10 protein-coding genes are annotated in these 13,797 nt (G+C 70.2%); all 10 read right to left on the reverse strand.

All coding sequences use genetic code 11. The annotated features are described in order from the left end of the window. Positions 1 to 1,308: a homoserine dehydrogenase gene (locus FJ108_02535; protein ID MBM4334778.1), complete on the reverse strand. Its 1,308-nt coding sequence runs from the start codon at positions 1,306 to 1,308 to the stop codon at positions 1 to 3. Next, positions 1,301 to 2,476: an aminotransferase class I/II-fold pyridoxal phosphate-dependent enzyme gene (locus FJ108_02540; GenBank protein MBM4334779.1), complete on the reverse strand. Its 1,176-nt coding sequence runs from the start codon at positions 2,474 to 2,476 to the stop codon at positions 1,301 to 1,303. The genes FJ108_02535 and FJ108_02540 overlap by 8 nt, the downstream gene beginning before the upstream one ends. Continuing rightward, entirely contained in the window at positions 2,476 to 3,396 is a 921-nt protein-coding gene (gene lipA, locus FJ108_02545; protein MBM4334780.1) for a lipoyl synthase, read from the reverse strand. Before lipA ends, FJ108_02540 begins: the two co-directional genes overlap by 1 nt. A gap of 57 nt (positions 3,397 to 3,453) precedes the next feature. Then, a complete protein-coding gene (gene recG, locus FJ108_02550; protein MBM4334781.1) occupies positions 3,454 to 5,799 on the reverse strand; it encodes an ATP-dependent DNA helicase RecG in 2,346 nt (781 codons plus the stop codon). 2 nt (positions 5,800 to 5,801) lie between these two features. Then, positions 5,802 to 8,993 carry a carbamoyl-phosphate synthase large subunit gene (gene carB / locus FJ108_02555; GenBank protein ID MBM4334782.1) on the reverse strand — a complete coding sequence of 1,064 codons (3,192 nt, stop codon included), beginning with the start codon at positions 8,991 to 8,993 and terminating at the stop codon, positions 5,802 to 5,804. Next, on the reverse strand, positions 8,986 to 10,122 hold the full coding sequence (gene carA / locus FJ108_02560; protein MBM4334783.1) for a glutamine-hydrolyzing carbamoyl-phosphate synthase small subunit: 1,137 nt from the start codon (positions 10,120 to 10,122) through the stop codon (positions 8,986 to 8,988). Before carA ends, carB begins: the two co-directional genes overlap by 8 nt. Next, positions 10,119 to 11,411, reverse strand: a complete 1,293-nt coding sequence (locus FJ108_02565) for a dihydroorotase (GenBank protein ID MBM4334784.1) — start codon at positions 11,409 to 11,411, stop codon at positions 10,119 to 10,121. Before FJ108_02565 ends, carA begins: the two co-directional genes overlap by 4 nt. Further along, positions 11,408 to 12,319, reverse strand: a complete 912-nt coding sequence (locus FJ108_02570; protein MBM4334785.1) for an aspartate carbamoyltransferase catalytic subunit — start codon at positions 12,317 to 12,319, stop codon at positions 11,408 to 11,410. Before FJ108_02570 ends, FJ108_02565 begins: the two co-directional genes overlap by 4 nt. Then, entirely contained in the window at positions 12,316 to 12,906 is a 591-nt protein-coding gene (gene pyrR / locus FJ108_02575; GenBank protein MBM4334786.1) for a bifunctional pyr operon transcriptional regulator/uracil phosphoribosyltransferase PyrR, read from the reverse strand. The genes FJ108_02570 and pyrR overlap by 4 nt, the downstream gene beginning before the upstream one ends. A gap of 74 nt (positions 12,907 to 12,980) precedes the next feature. Continuing rightward, positions 12,981 to 13,787, reverse strand: coding sequence for a signal peptidase I (gene lepB / locus FJ108_02580; protein ID MBM4334787.1), 807 nt, complete (start codon positions 13,785 to 13,787; stop codon positions 12,981 to 12,983). Positions 13,788 to 13,797 lie beyond the last annotated feature (10 nt).

Below are 13,797 nucleotides of genomic sequence, written 5' to 3' on the forward strand. Positions count from 1 at the left end.
CTACAGCTCCCGTTCGATCCGGATCGACTGCGCGGGCGCGACCACTTCGCGCATCCGCGCGATCTCGCCGAGCGCCGCGTCGAGATCGGCCTGGCGCGATTCGTGGGTGGTGATCACGATCGGCACCGCGCGAGACTCGTGTCGCTCCTCCTGCAGGACGCTCGCGATGCTGATGCCGCGCGCGCCGAGCGCTCCGGTGATGCGCGAGAGCACCCCGGGCGAGTCGTGCGCGGTGAAGCGCACGTAGAACTCGCCCCGCTGGTCGCCAGGCGCGCAGAGCGCGGCCATGCCCGGCTCGGGCGTGCCGAACGGCGGCACTCGCCCCGAGGCTCCGCTGCGCCGAGCGCGCGCGAGCTCCATCAGATCTGCGAGCACGGCGCTCGCGGTCGGCGCGGCGCCCGCGCCCGCGCCGTAGTACAGCGTCGGCCCCGAGAGCTCTCCGCGCACCTCGATCGCGTTCATCGAGCCGTCGACGCCGGCCAGCACGCTCTTGCGCGGGATCATCGTCGGGTGCACGCGCGCCTGGATTCCGTGCGCGTTTCGCTTGGCGACGGAGAGCAGCTTCACGCGGAAGCCGATCCGGCTGGCGTACTCGATGTCGGCCGGGACGATGTGCCGGATGCCCTCGATCGGAAACGCCGTGGGTGCGAGGTAGACGCCGAACGCGAGCCCGGCGAGGATCGATAGCTTGTTCGCCGAATCGATTCCGTCGATGTCCGAGCTGGGATCGGCCTCGGCGTAGCCGAGATCCTGCGCGCGCTTCAGACAGGCCTCGTACGGCTCGCCGGTCGCCTCCATCTCGGTGAGGATGTAGTTGCAGGTTCCGTTCACGATCCCGTGCAATGCGAGCACGCGATCCGCGCACAGACCCTCGCGCAGCGCGCGTAGCACCGGGATCGTCCCGCCCACGCTCGCCTCGAAAGCGATCTCGCTCCCTTTCGCGGCCGCGAGCGCGAAGACCTCGCGCCCGTGCTTTGCGAGCAGCGCCTTGTTCGCCGTGACGACGTGCTTGCCCGCGTCGAGCGCCGCGAGCACGAGCTCGCGCGCGACGCCGGTGCCGCCGACGAGCTCGACGATCAGATCGATCGATGGGTCGTCCACGATCTCGCGCCAGTCGCGCGAGAGCCGGTAGCCGCCGAGATCCACGCCGCGCTCGCGCTCGAGATCGACGTCCGCGATCCGGGCCAGCTCGAGCGGGAAGCCCAGCCGTTCGGCGATCAGCGCGCCGTGGGACTGGAGCGCGCGCACGACGCCGGTCCCGATCGTGCCCAGGCCCACCAGCCCCACGCGAATCGCCCGCTCAGCCATCGCGCAGGAGCCGCCTCATGTTGCGCACCGCCTGACGGATGCGGTGCGTGTTCTCGACCAGCGCGAAGCGCACGAAGCCCTCTCCCGCGGGGCCGAAGCCGATTCCGGGCGCGACAGCGACGTCGGCCTTCTCCAGCAGGAGCTTCGAGAACTCGAGCGACCCGAGCGCGGCATGGCGCTCCAGCAGAGGCGCCCAGACGAACATGGTCCCGAGCGGCTTCTCGATCTTCCAGCCCGCCTGATCGAGGCCGTCGACCAGCGCGTTGCGGCGCTCCCGGTAGTCCTCGACGATCTCGGCGACGAAATCCTGCGGGCCGTCGAGCGCGACGATCGTGGCGATCTGGATCGGCTGGAAGGTTCCGTAGTCGAGGTAGCTCTTCACGCGCGAGAGCATGCGCACGTACTCCTCGTTTCCCGCGCCGAACCCGACCCGCCAGCCGGCCATCGCGTGCGACTTCGAGAGCGACGTGAACTCGATCGTGCAGTCGAGCGCTCCCGGCACCTGCAGCGCGCTCGGCGGCCGGTAGCCGTCGTAGCAGATCTCTGCGTAGGCCAGGTCGTGCACGAAGATCAGGTCGTGACGCCGGCAGAAATCGACCAGCCGCGCCAGGAACGGCAGGTCGACCGTCGCGGTGGTCGGGTTGTGGGGGAACGAGGCGATCATCATCTTGGGCCGCGGCCAGCTGGCCTGCGTGGCCTCCTCGAGGCGCTCGATCAGGCCGTCGAGCGGGAGCAGCGGCACGCGCCGGATGTCGCCGCCCGCGATCAGCACCGAGAAGCTGTGGATCGGGTAGCAGGGATCTGGACACAGAACCGTGTCGCCACGCGAGATCGCCGCCAGCACGAAGTGGGAAAGCCCCTCCTTGGCGCCGATCGTCGAGATCACCTGCGTCTCGGGATCGAGTTCGACCGAGAAGTTCCGCGCGTACCAGCGACTCATGGCGCGGCGCAGGTTGGGCAGGCCGCGCGAGGCGGAATAGTGGTGGTTCCGCGGGTCGCGGGCGGCCTCGACCAGCTTCTCGACCACGTGCGCCGGCGCGCCGTGGTTGGGGTTTCCGAACCCGAGATCGACGACGTCCTCGCCGGCGCGGCGCGCCTTCAGCTTCAGGTCGTTCACGATCGCCAGTACGTACGGCGGCAGTCGGTCGAGCTTCTCGAACTTCGTCATCACGGACCTTCGCGGGGGGAGAGTAGATCAACGAGCGTGTCGGCGCGGAACGAGCTGCGAACCAGCGGGCCGCTCTCGACGTGGCGGAAACCCAGACCGACGGCGAAGTCGCGAAGTTCCGCGAACTCGGCCGGCTCGAGGAAGCGCTGCACCGGAAGGTGGCGGAGCGTCGGTCGCAGATACTGGCCTAGCGTCAGGCAGTCCACGCCCACGTCGCGCAGATCCCGCATCAGCTCGACCAGCTCGCGGCGGGTCTCGCCGAGCCCGAGCATGACGCCGGACTTCGTGAGCAGATCCGGGCGCCGCTGCTTGATCCGCGCGAGAAGCGACAGCGAGCGCCGGTAGCGCGCGCCGATGCGCACGGTCGGATACAGGCGCGATACCGTCTCGAGATTGTGGTTGTAGACCTCCGGCGCGGCGTCGGCCACGCGATCGATGCAAGACTCGTCGCCGCGGAAGTCCGGCGTCAGGACCTCGATGCTCGCCTCCGGCGAGAGCGCCCGAATCTCGCTGATCGTGTTTGCGAACTGATTCGAGCCCTGGTCGGGCAGATCGTCGCGATTCACGCTGGTCAACACCACATGGCGTAAGCCGAGCGCGCGCGACGCCTCGGCCACCCGGTGCGGCTCATCGGGATCGACCGGTCGGCCCAGCCCCGTCGCGACGTGGCAGAAGCGGCAGGCGCGCGTGCAGACGTCGCCGAGCAGCATGAACGTGACGGTCCCGCGGCCGAAGCAGTCCGACAGGTTCGGGCAGCGAGCTTCCTCGCAGACCGAGGCGAGGCCGCGCTCGCGCAGCATCCGCTTCATCGCGAACACCGCGGGCGTGGGCCGCGACACGCTCCGACAGTGCGGCGGCAGGCGCAGGGATGCCTTCGGCGAAAGCGCGGAGATGCGCGACTGGCCTAGGGAATCAGCCATGGGCCGGCAGGATATTCGAGCCCGCGCGCCCCTGCCAGCGAGCGCGCGCGGACCGTCTCAGGCGACCGACCCCAGGACCAGCCGCGCACCCCAGCGGCGCTCGACCGCTGCTCGCAGCGCGGGCATCCGACGCAGCTCCGGATCGCCCTCGAGCAGGCTCGCCGCGGCGCGGCGCGCGGCCTCCAGCGTGTCGCCGTGGCGGACCAGATCGGCCATGCGCAGCTCCGGCAGGTGGCCCGCCTGCCGGGTTCCGAGCCATTCTCCCGCGCCGCGAATGCGCAGGTCCTCTTCGGCGATCTCGAAGCCGCTGTGGCTTCGCTCGAGGATCGCGAGCCGCTGCATGCCCTCGGCGGTGGTCGGATCGGCGATCAGGATCGCCTGCCCCGGCTTCTCGCCACGGCCCACCCGTCCGCGCAGCTGGTGGAGCTGCGCCAGCCCGAAGCGCTCCGCGTGCTGCACGATCAGCAGCGTCGCGTTCGGAACGTCCACTCCGACCTCGATCACGGTGGTCGCGACCAGGATCCGGACCCGCCCCTCGGCGAAGTCGGCCATCGCGCGCTGGCGCTCTCGCGCGTCCATGCGCCCGTGGATCAGCGCGGCCGGAACCCCGGGGAGCGCCTTGCCGATGCGCTCGAAGCCGCGCGTCGCGTCCTTCAGGTCCTGCTTCTCGGACTCGTCCACGAGCGGGTAGACGACGAAGGCCTGCTCGCCGCGGCGAAGCGTCTCGTGCAACGCGTCCATGACCGCGCGGCCGGCGGACGGCCCGACCAATCGCGTCGACACCGGCGCGCGCCCGGGCGGACGCTCGCGCAGGACGGAGTGCTCGAGGTCGCCGAAGACGGTGAGCGCGAGCGAGCGCGGGATCGGCGTCGCCGACATCGCGAGCAGGTGCGGAGTGCCCGCCTTTCGCGCCAGCGCCCTGCGCTGCTCGACGCCGAAGCGGTGCTGCTCGTCGATCACCGCCAGTCCGAGCCGAGGCAGCTCGACCGACTCCGAGAGCAGCGCGTGCGTGCCGACCACGACGTGCAGGGCGCCGTCTTCGAGCCAGCGCTCGAGCCGGCGGCGATCCCCGGCCGGAGTCGAGCCGGTCAACAGCGCGGTACGCAGCCCGAGCGCGCCGCCCAGTCGCGCGAAGCTGTGCAGGTGCTGCTCGGCCAGGATCTCGGTGGGTGCGAGCACCGCGGTGGTGCGGTCCGCTGCGTGGGCCGCCACGGCCGCAAGCAGTGCGAGCACCGTCTTGCCGCTTCCCACGTCGCCGATCAGCATGCGGTTCATCGGCGTCGAGCGCGCGAGGTCCGCGCGGATCTCCGCCCAGGCCCGGAGCTGATCCGCGGTGAGCGGAAACGGCAGCGCCGCGATCGCGCGCGCAGCGGCCTCGTCGTCGATCGGCAGCGCCGCGGTGTGCCGGCGCAACAGCGCCCGCTTGCGCAGTCCCAGGCCGATCTGCAGCAGGTACAGCTCCTCCGCGACGAGCCGCAGGTGATAGGGCGTGCTGCGCTCGCGCAGCAGGTTCGGATCGAGCTGGGTTCCGGGCAGGTGGACCTCGCGAAGCGAGGCCCCGACGCCGGCGAGGCCGAGCTCGGCGACCGCGCTCGCGGGCAGGAATCCGTCCACCAGGTCGGCCGCGCAGCGAACCGCGGACTCGACCACCCTGCGCAGGCTTCGCGGCGCGAGCCCCTCGACCGCGCTGTAGGTCGCGACGATCCGCGGCAGCTCGCCGACCGAAGTCTCCGCCGAGAGCGGCTCGACGTCGGGGTGGTGAAGCTCCTTCGCGTAGCGGAAGCGCCGGACCTCGCCCGCGACCAGCACGCGCGTGCCCGGAGCGAGGCGGTTCTCGAAGTGCGCGACCCCGCGGAACCACTTGAGCTGCACCGCGCCCGTTCCGTCCGAGACGATCGCCTCGAAGAAGCGGCGGCCGTTGCGAAGCGGGACGACACCGGATCGCGTCACGGTCCCGGCGAAGCACGCGAAGCGGCCGACCTCGAGCTTCTCGATGCTCGAGATCTCGCGCCGGTCTTCGTAGGCGCGCGGCAGGAAGAAGAGCAGATCCTCGACCGTCGCGATCTCTTTTCGCGCCAGCGCCTGCGCCGTCTTCGGACCGACTCCGGGCACTCGCGAGGCGGGCTGCGCCAGCATCCGCGCGGGGAACTCCGGGTCGAGAAGCGGCGCCAGGCGCTTTGCGATCCAGGCGAGCCCCGCGGGATCGGCGCCGCCCTCGAGCCGCTCTGCCGCCTCGCAGAGGCGCTTCCTCGCCTCCGGCGGGATCCAGAGCTGCGAAGCCGCGAGCAGCGCAGCGCGCAGCGTCCCTTGGAGATCGTGGACGCTGGCCGCCGCCTCGTCGCCGCGCAGCGCGAACGACAGCGGTCGGCGGATCGCGTCGGCGGCTTCGCGGAAGCTCGTCATCGCTACACGGCGTGCAGGTCCTGAAGCGCGATCGGCTGCACCTCTCCCGCCCGCAGCGCGCGGATCGCCGCCGCCGCCGCGCGCGCTCCGGCCACGGTGGTGAAGTAGGGGATTCCCGCCTCGAGAGCCGCGCGCCGCATCGACGCCGAATCGCGCACCGCGGATGCGTCACCCATCCGTGTCGTCGCGATCACCAGGCTAACCTCGCCCGAGCTGATCAGGCTCTCGGTGTGAGGCGCGCCCTCTCGCACCTTGTGGATCGACTGGACGTCCAGTCCCCGCTCGCGCATGTACGCGGCCGTGCCGGCGGTCGCGACCAGCGCGAAGCCCTCCTCCTGCAGCACGCGCAGCGCGCCGGCGCCCGAGGCCTTGTCCTCGTCGCGAAGCGAGACGAGCACGGTTCCACGGGTCGGCAGATCCATTCCCGCGCCGCGCTGCGCCTTCGCGTAGGCGCGGCCGAACTCGCGGTCGATGCCCATCACCTCGCCAGTGCTCTTCATCTCGGGGCCCAGCAACGTGTCGACGGCCGGGAACTTCACGAACGGGAAGACCGCCTCCTTGACCGACACGTGCGACGGAACGATCTCGCGGGTGAAGCCGAGCTCGGCGAGCGTCTTCCCCGCCATCACCCGCGCAGCGAGCTGGGCGATCGGAACGCCGATCGCCTTCGAGACGAACGGCACGGTTCGCGACGCGCGTGGGTTCACCTCGAGCACGTACACGGACTCGTCCGCGATCGCGAACTGCACGTTCATCAGGCCGACCACGCCGAGCTCGAGCGCGAGCGCGCGAGTGGAGCGCTCGATCTCCTCGATCAGGAAGCGAGGCAGGCTGTACGGCGGCAGCGAGCAGGCCGAGTCGCCGGAATGGATCCCGGCCTCTTCGATGTGCTCCATGATTCCCGCGATCACGGCCTGCGTGCCATCGCAGAGCGCGTCGACGTCGACTTCGATCGCGTTGGAGAGGAACCGGTCGACCAGCACCGGATGCTCGGGCGAGACGGTCACCGCCTCTCGCATGTAGGTGTCGAGCTGCTGGGAATCATGGACGATCTGCATCGCGCGCCCGCCCAGCACGTAGGACGGCCGCACCAGCACCGGGTAGCCGATGCGCTCCGCGAGCTCGCGCGCCGCCTCGACGCTTCGCGCGGTGCCGTTCTCGGTCTGGCGCAGGCCGAGCTTGGTGAGCAGTGCCGCGAAACGCTCGCGATCCTCGGCGCGATCGATCGCGTCGGGCGAGGTGCCGATGATCGGAACTCCCGCGCGCGCCAGCGGCACGGCCAGGCGCAGCGGGGTCTGACCGCCGAATTGCACGATCACGCCCTGCGGTCTCTCGACCTCGACGATCTCCAGCACGTCCTCGAGCGTGAGCGGCTCGAAGTAGAGCCGATCGCTCGAGTCGTAGTCGGTCGAGACGGTCTCGGGATTGCAGTTCACCATGATGGTCTCGTAGCCGTCCTTGGCCAGACCCATCAGGCCGTGCACGCAGCAATAGTCGAACTCGATGCCCTGCCCGATCCGGTTCGGGCCGCCGCCGAGAATGATGATCTTCCGATTCGAAGACGGCCGGGCCTCGCACTCCTGGTCGTAGGTGGAGTACATGTAGGGCGTGTTCGCCTCGAACTCCGCGCCGCAGGTGTCGACCCGCTTGTAGACCGGCGCGATGCGCTCGCGCCTGCGCTGGGCCCGGATTTCGTCCTCGCGGGTGCCCGCGAGGGCCGCGAGCCGTCGGTCCGAGAAGCCGGCGCGTTTCGCGCGCAACAGATCTCGCGTCGCGGGATCGGCGAAGCGCGCCTCGTCGAGAATGATCTCGCTCACGTGGAAGAGGAACCACGGGTCGATCGCGGTGGCCCCGTTCACCCACTCGAGCGTGCGCCCGCGCCGGAACGCCTCGCCGACCGCCCAGAGCCGCTCCGGGCCGGGCTCGCGGAGCATTCCCTCCAGCGCCGTGTCGTCGGCGTCGACCGGCTCGAAGCCGTAGCGGTCGATCTCGAGCGAGCGGATGCCCTTCTGGAGCGACTCGCGGAACGTGCGCCCGATCGCCATCACCTCGCCGACCGACTTCATCTGCACGCCGAGTCGCCGGTCCGCCTTGGGGAACTTCTCGAAGGTGAAGCGCGGAATCTTGGTGACGACGTAGTCGATCGTCGGCTCGAAGCTCGCGGGCGTCGAGCGCGTGATGTCGTTGGGGATCTCGTCGAGCGTGTAGCCGATCGCGAGCTTCGCGGCGATCTTCGCGATCGGAAAGCCGGTCGCCTTGCTGGCCAGCGCGGAGCTCCGCGACACGCGCGGATTCATCTCGATCACGGTCATGTCGCCGTTTGCCGGGTTCACGGCGAACTGGATGTTCGAGCCGCCCGTCTCGACGCCGATCTTCCGGATGATCGCGATCGCCGCGTCGCGCATCCGCTGGTATTCCTTGTCGGTGAGCGTCTGCGCGGGCGCGACCGTGATCGAGTCGCCGGTGTGGACGCCCATCGGATCGAAGTTCTCGATCGAACAGATGATCACGACGTTGTCGGCGCGGTCGCGCATCACCTCGAGCTCGTACTCCTTCCAGCCGAGCACCGATTCCTCGACCAGGACCTCCCCGCGCGGCGACAGGTGCAGGCCCCAGGCGAGCTTGGCCTCGAACTCCTCGGCCGTCTGCGCGATCGAGCCGCCCGAGCCGCCGAGCGTGAAGCTCGGCCGGATGATCGCCGGCAGTCCGATCTCCTCGAGCACGGCCTTCGCCTGCTCGATGTCGGTCACGTACACGGAGCGCGGCGTGCGCAGGCCGATCTCGCTCATCGCGGCGCGGAAGAGCGAGCGGTCCTCGGCCATCAAGATCGAGGGAAGCTGCGCGCCGATCAGCCGGATGCCGAGCCGCTCGAGGATGCCGGTCTCGGCCAGGCCGATCGCCGCGTTCAGCGCCGTCTGGCCGCCGAGCGTCGGCAGCACGGCATCGGGCCGTTCGCGCTCGAGGATCTGCGCGATCGTATCGACCGTGATCGGCTCCACGTAGGTGCGCGAGGCGAACTCGGGGTCGGTCATGATCGTGGCCGGGTTGGAGTTCACCAGCACCACCTCGATGCCTTCCTCGCTCAGCGCCTTGCACGCCTGCGTGCCCGAGTAGTCGAACTCGCAGCCCTGTCCGATCACGATCGGGCCGGCGCCGATCAGCAGGACCTTGCGCAGCGACGGATCTCTAGGCATGCGTGGACTCCACGAGCTCGCGGAAGCGGCGGAAGAGGTACGCAGTGTCGTGTGGACCCGGCGAGGCCTCGGGGTGGTACTGCACGGAGAAGAGCGGCAAGCGGCGATGCCGCAGCCCCTCGATCGTGTCGTCGTTCAGGTTCACGTGCGTGACTTCGACGTCTTGCGCCTTCGCGAGCGCCGCGGCATCGACCGCGAAGCCGTGGTTCTCCGAGGCGATCATCACGCGCCGGCTCTGCTCGTCGCGCGCGGGCTGGTTGGCGCCGTGGTGGCCGAAGCGGAGCTTGCGCGTCGTGCCGCCCAGCGCCAGGCCGAGGATCTGGTGGCCGAGGCAGATCCCGAAGATCGGGACTCGCGCGGCGATCAGCTCGCGCACGATCGGAATCGCGTAGCTCACCGCGGCCGGATCGCCCGGGCCGTTGGAGAGGAAGACGCCGTCCGGCGCTAGCGCGAGCGCTTCGCGGGCGGGCGTATCGGCCGGCACGACGGTCACGTCGAAGCCCGCGTTCACCAGCTCGCGCAGGATGTTCCGCTTGATCCCGTAGTCGTACGCGACGACGCGGCGGCGCGGGCCGGTCGCGGCCGCGTGCAGCGTCCACTCGGTGCCTTCGCGCCACTCGTACGGCTTCTTGCAGGTGACCCCGTCGACGAGATTCAGCCCCGCCATCGATGGAAGGGCTCCCGCGCGGGAGCGCAGCGCTTCCAGGTCGAACGGCGCATGCGCGACGATGCCGTTCATCGCGCCGGCCGTGCGCAGCCGGCGCACCAGCGCGCGCGTGTCGATGCCCGAGATGCCCGGGACGCGATGCCGGACCAGGAACTCCTGGAGCGATTCGCGGCTGCGCCAGTTCGACGGGAAGTCCACGTGATCGCGCACCACGAAGCCGCGCAGGAACACGCCGCTCGATTCGTCGTCCAGCGGGTTGCAGCCGGTGTTGCCGATCTCGGGATAGGTCATGGCGACGATCTGCCCGGCGTAGGACGGATCGGTGAGGATCTCCTGGTATCCGCTCATTCCGGTGTGGAAGACCACCTCGCCCGCGCCTTCCATCCGCGCGCCGAATCCGGTGCCGCGGTACACGGTCCCGTCCGAGAGCACGAGCACCGCCTCGGATTTCCCCTCGCTCATCGACTGCCCTCTTCATCCAGCGCGAACGCGATCCTTCCCCCGACCCAGGTGCGCAGGGCCCGGCCGCTGAGCTCCCGTCCCAGGAACGCGGAGTTCTTCGAGCGCGATTCCAGCCCCGAGACCTCGACCTTGTAGCTGCGCTCGGGGTCGACCAGCACCAGATCTGCCGGGGCCCCGGGCTCGAGCGTGCCGCCGCCGACCCCGAAGACGCGCGCGGGTCGCGTGGACATGCGATCGATCAGCGCCAGTGGCGACAGAACGTCCTCGCGAACCAGCTCGAGCCCGATCGACAGCGACGTCTCGAGCCCGACGACACCGAACGGTGCCGCGACGAACTCGACGTCCTTCTCGTAGTGCGCGTGCGGCGCGTGGTCGGTGGCGATGCAGTCGAGCGTCCCGTCGGCGAGCCCCTGCCGCAGCGCCTCCCGATCGCGCGCGGTGCGCAGCGGTGGCGCCATCTTCTTGTTGGTGTCGTAGCCCCGGATCTCCTCGTCGGTGAGGAACAGGTGGTGGGGCGTGACCTCGGCCGTCACGCGCACGCCGGCGGTCTTCGCCTCGCGGATCAGCTCGACCGAGCGCGCGGCCGAGACGTGCGCGACGTGCAGGTGGGCGCCGGTGAGCCGGGCCAGCTCGAGATCGCGTGCGACCATCACCGTCTCGGCCTCGCCGGGCGAGCCGGGAAGCCCGCAGCAGGTCGCGTGCGAGCCCTCGTGGACGACGCCCGCGCCGCGCAGGTTCAGATCTTCGCAGTGCGCGATCACCGGCCGACCGATGCCGCGCGCGTACTCGAGCACGCGGCGCATCACGGCGGCGTCCATGATCACCGAGCCGTCGTCCGAAAACGCCACGGCGCCCGCGGCCGCGAGCCCCGCCATCTCCGACATGATCTCGCCGCGAAGTCCCTGCGTCGCGGCCGCGATCACGCGCACGCGCACGTTTCCGGATTCGCGCGCGCGGCGCTGGATGTACTCGGTCACGGCGGGGCTGTCGTTCACCGGATCGGTGTTCGCCATGCAACACACCAGGGTGTAGCCACCGGCGGCCGCGGACCTGGTTCCGGTCTCGATGTCCTCCTTGTACTCCTGTCCCGGCTCGCGCAGGTGCGTGTGCAGATCGACGAAGCCGGGCGCGAGCCAGAGCCCGTTGGCCTCGAACACCTCGTCGGGCACGCCCGCCGGCTCGCGGCCCAGAGCCACGATCCGACCGTCCTCGACATCGAGCGAGCCGAGCTCGTCCCGTCCGCTCGCCGGGTCGAGCAGGCGCGCGCCCGTGATGCGCAATCTGCTCATCGTCCGCCTCCGGTCAGCAGGTAGAGCACCGCCATGCGCACCGCCACTCCGTTGGTCACCTGGTCGAGGATCCGCGACGGCTCTGCGTCGGCGATGTCGCTCGCGATCTCGACGCCGCGGTTGATCGGGCCGGGATGCAGCACGATCGCCTCGGGCTTGGCGAGCGCGAGCGTGCGCGCATTCAGCCCGAAGGTGCCCGCGTACTCGCGAACCGAGGGGAACAGCGCGCCGGCCAGGCGCTCCTGCTGGATCCGCAGCATCACGATCACGTCGGCTCCGGGCAGCGCTTCGGCCATCGAGTAGCAGGGCTTCACGCCCATCCCCTCGATTCCCGCGGGCATCATCGTCGGCGGCGCGGCGACGCGAACCTCGGCGCCCAGCTTGGTGAAGCAGTGGATGTCGGAGCGCGCCACGCGGCTGTGCGAGATGTCCCCCACGATCGCCACGACCCGTCCTTCGAGCGAGCCGAGCGACTGGCGCAGCGTGAAGGCGTCGAGCAGCGCCTGGGTCGGATGCTCGTGGCAGCCGTCGCCCGCATTCACGACCGGCACCCGAACGCGCTCGGCCAGCATGTGCGGCACGCCCGCCACCGAGTCGCGCACGACGAGCACGTCGGCGCTCATCGCGGCGAGATTCCTCGCCATGTCCGCGAGGGTCTCCGCCTTCGAGAGACTCGACCCGGAGCGGGTCACGTTGATCGCGTCGGCCGAGAGCCGCTTGGCCGCGATCTCGAAGCTCACGCGCGTGCGCGTCGACGACTCGAGGAAGACGTTGATCACGGTCCGTCCGCGCAGCGTCGGAACCCGCTTGATCTCGCGCTGCGAGATCTCGAGCATCGCCTCCGACGTCTCGAGCACGCGCTCGATCTCGTCGCGGCTCATCTCCTCGATGCCGAGCAAGTGCCTCATACGACCACGACCTCGAGCTCGCCGTCCGCCCGCTTGCGCAGCACGACCTGCTCCGCGCGCGCGGTCGGGATGTTCTTGCCCACGAAGTCGACCTTGATCGGCAGCTCGCGGTGGCCGCGATCGACCAGCGTCGCCACTTGGATCGAGGCCGGCCGTCCGAAGTCGAGCACCGCGTCCATGGCCGCGCGGATGGTGCGGCCGGTGAACATCACGTCGTCGACCAGCACGACGCGCTTCCCGTCGACGGAGAACGGCATTCGCGTCGGCCGGGGCATGGGGCGCACTCCGCGCGCGACGACGTCGTCGCGGTAGAGCGTGATGTCGAGCGCGCCGAGCGGAATCGTCCGCGTCGAGAGCTGCTCGAGGCGCGCGGTCACGAGCTTGGCGACCGGCTCGCCGCCTCTAACGATCGCGACGACGACGAGCTCCGAGACGTCCGGCTGGCTCTCGAGGATCTCGTGCGCGATCCGGGTCGTGGCGCGCTGGATTCCCGCGGCGTCGAGGACGACACGGCCCTTGGCGAGCTCTCGCTCGGGTCCGCGCTCGGCCGCGGTCTGGGATCCTGCCGGAGTCTCCGGGTTGCTCATTTCCGCCTTTGCCCACCTCTCGGGATGGGTTTAAAAGGAGTCGGCGCGAAGCCTATCCGACGCGCTCCGGAGCGTCAATCTGCCGGGCCGCCGACCTTGCTCCCGATGCGGCCCCAGCGGATCTCCTCGACTTGGAACGTCACCACTCGCCAGAGCGTGAAGAACAGATCGCCGATGAAGCTGCGCGGCGCCTGCTCCGCCGAGGCGACGACCCAGGACCAATGGATCAGAAACGCGCGGCCCTTGATCTGCTCCGGCGAGACGAACGGGTGATCCCAGAGCCGGCTGTCGCGGGAGTTGTCGCGGTTGTCGCCCATCATGAAGTAGTGGCCTTCCGGGACGAGCCATGGCCCGCGCCGGTCGGCGGGTCCGGCGATCTGCCCCGGGGCCTGCAGGACCGTGTACTCCAGGCCCTCGGGATTCCGCTCCCGGTAGCGTGCGGCCGAGCCCGGACTCGAAGATCCGTCCGACGGCATCGCGTACGCGCCCTCGTCGATGCGATCGACGAGCTGGCCGTTCAGCCAGAGCCTGCGGTCGATGATCTGGATCCGGTCGCCGGGCAATCCGATCACGCGCTTGATGTAGTCCTGGCTCGGATCGTCGGGCCAGCGGAACACGACCACGTCCCCGCGCGAGGGCGGACGCTCGCCGAAGAGCAGCGTGCCGGTGATCGGCAGGCGCACGCCGTAGGAGAACTTGTTCACCAGCACGTAATCGCCGACCAGAAGCGTGGGGATCATCGATCCGGACGGGATCTTGAACGGCTCGACCACGAAGGAGCGAATCGCCAGCGCGATCAGCGCAGCCCAGAGAATCGCGCGCAGCGTCTCGAAGCGCGGCTTCGCGGGCGCGCCGGCTTCGGTCGATTCGGATTTCGCCACGCTGCCCCGC

The organism is Deltaproteobacteria bacterium (assembly GCA_016875225.1).
In the GTDB taxonomy this organism is placed as follows: domain Bacteria; phylum Myxococcota_A; class UBA9160; order SZUA-336; family SZUA-336; genus VGRW01.

What these genes read in the sequence shown, in the direction of transcription:
- FJ108_02535 (MBM4334778.1), bottom strand. Translation starts at nt 1,308, where the DNA reads ATGGCTGAGCGGGCGATTCGCGTGGGGCTGGTGGGCCTGGGCACGATC.
- FJ108_02540 (MBM4334779.1), bottom strand. Translation starts at nt 2,476, where the DNA reads ATGACGAAGTTCGAGAAGCTCGACCGACTGCCGCCGTACGTACTGGCG.
- lipA (MBM4334780.1), bottom strand. Translation starts at nt 3,396, where the DNA reads ATGGCTGATTCCCTAGGCCAGTCGCGCATCTCCGCGCTTTCGCCGAAG.
- recG (MBM4334781.1), bottom strand. Translation starts at nt 5,799, where the DNA reads ATGACGAGCTTCCGCGAAGCCGCCGACGCGATCCGCCGACCGCTGTCG.
- carB (MBM4334782.1), bottom strand. Translation starts at nt 8,993, where the DNA reads ATGCCTAGAGATCCGTCGCTGCGCAAGGTCCTGCTGATCGGCGCCGGC.
- carA (MBM4334783.1), bottom strand. Translation starts at nt 10,122, where the DNA reads ATGAGCGAGGGGAAATCCGAGGCGGTGCTCGTGCTCTCGGACGGGACC.
- FJ108_02565 (MBM4334784.1), bottom strand. Translation starts at nt 11,411, where the DNA reads ATGAGCAGATTGCGCATCACGGGCGCGCGCCTGCTCGACCCGGCGAGC.
- FJ108_02570 (MBM4334785.1), bottom strand. Translation starts at nt 12,319, where the DNA reads ATGAGGCACTTGCTCGGCATCGAGGAGATGAGCCGCGACGAGATCGAG.
- pyrR (MBM4334786.1), bottom strand. Translation starts at nt 12,906, where the DNA reads ATGAGCAACCCGGAGACTCCGGCAGGATCCCAGACCGCGGCCGAGCGC.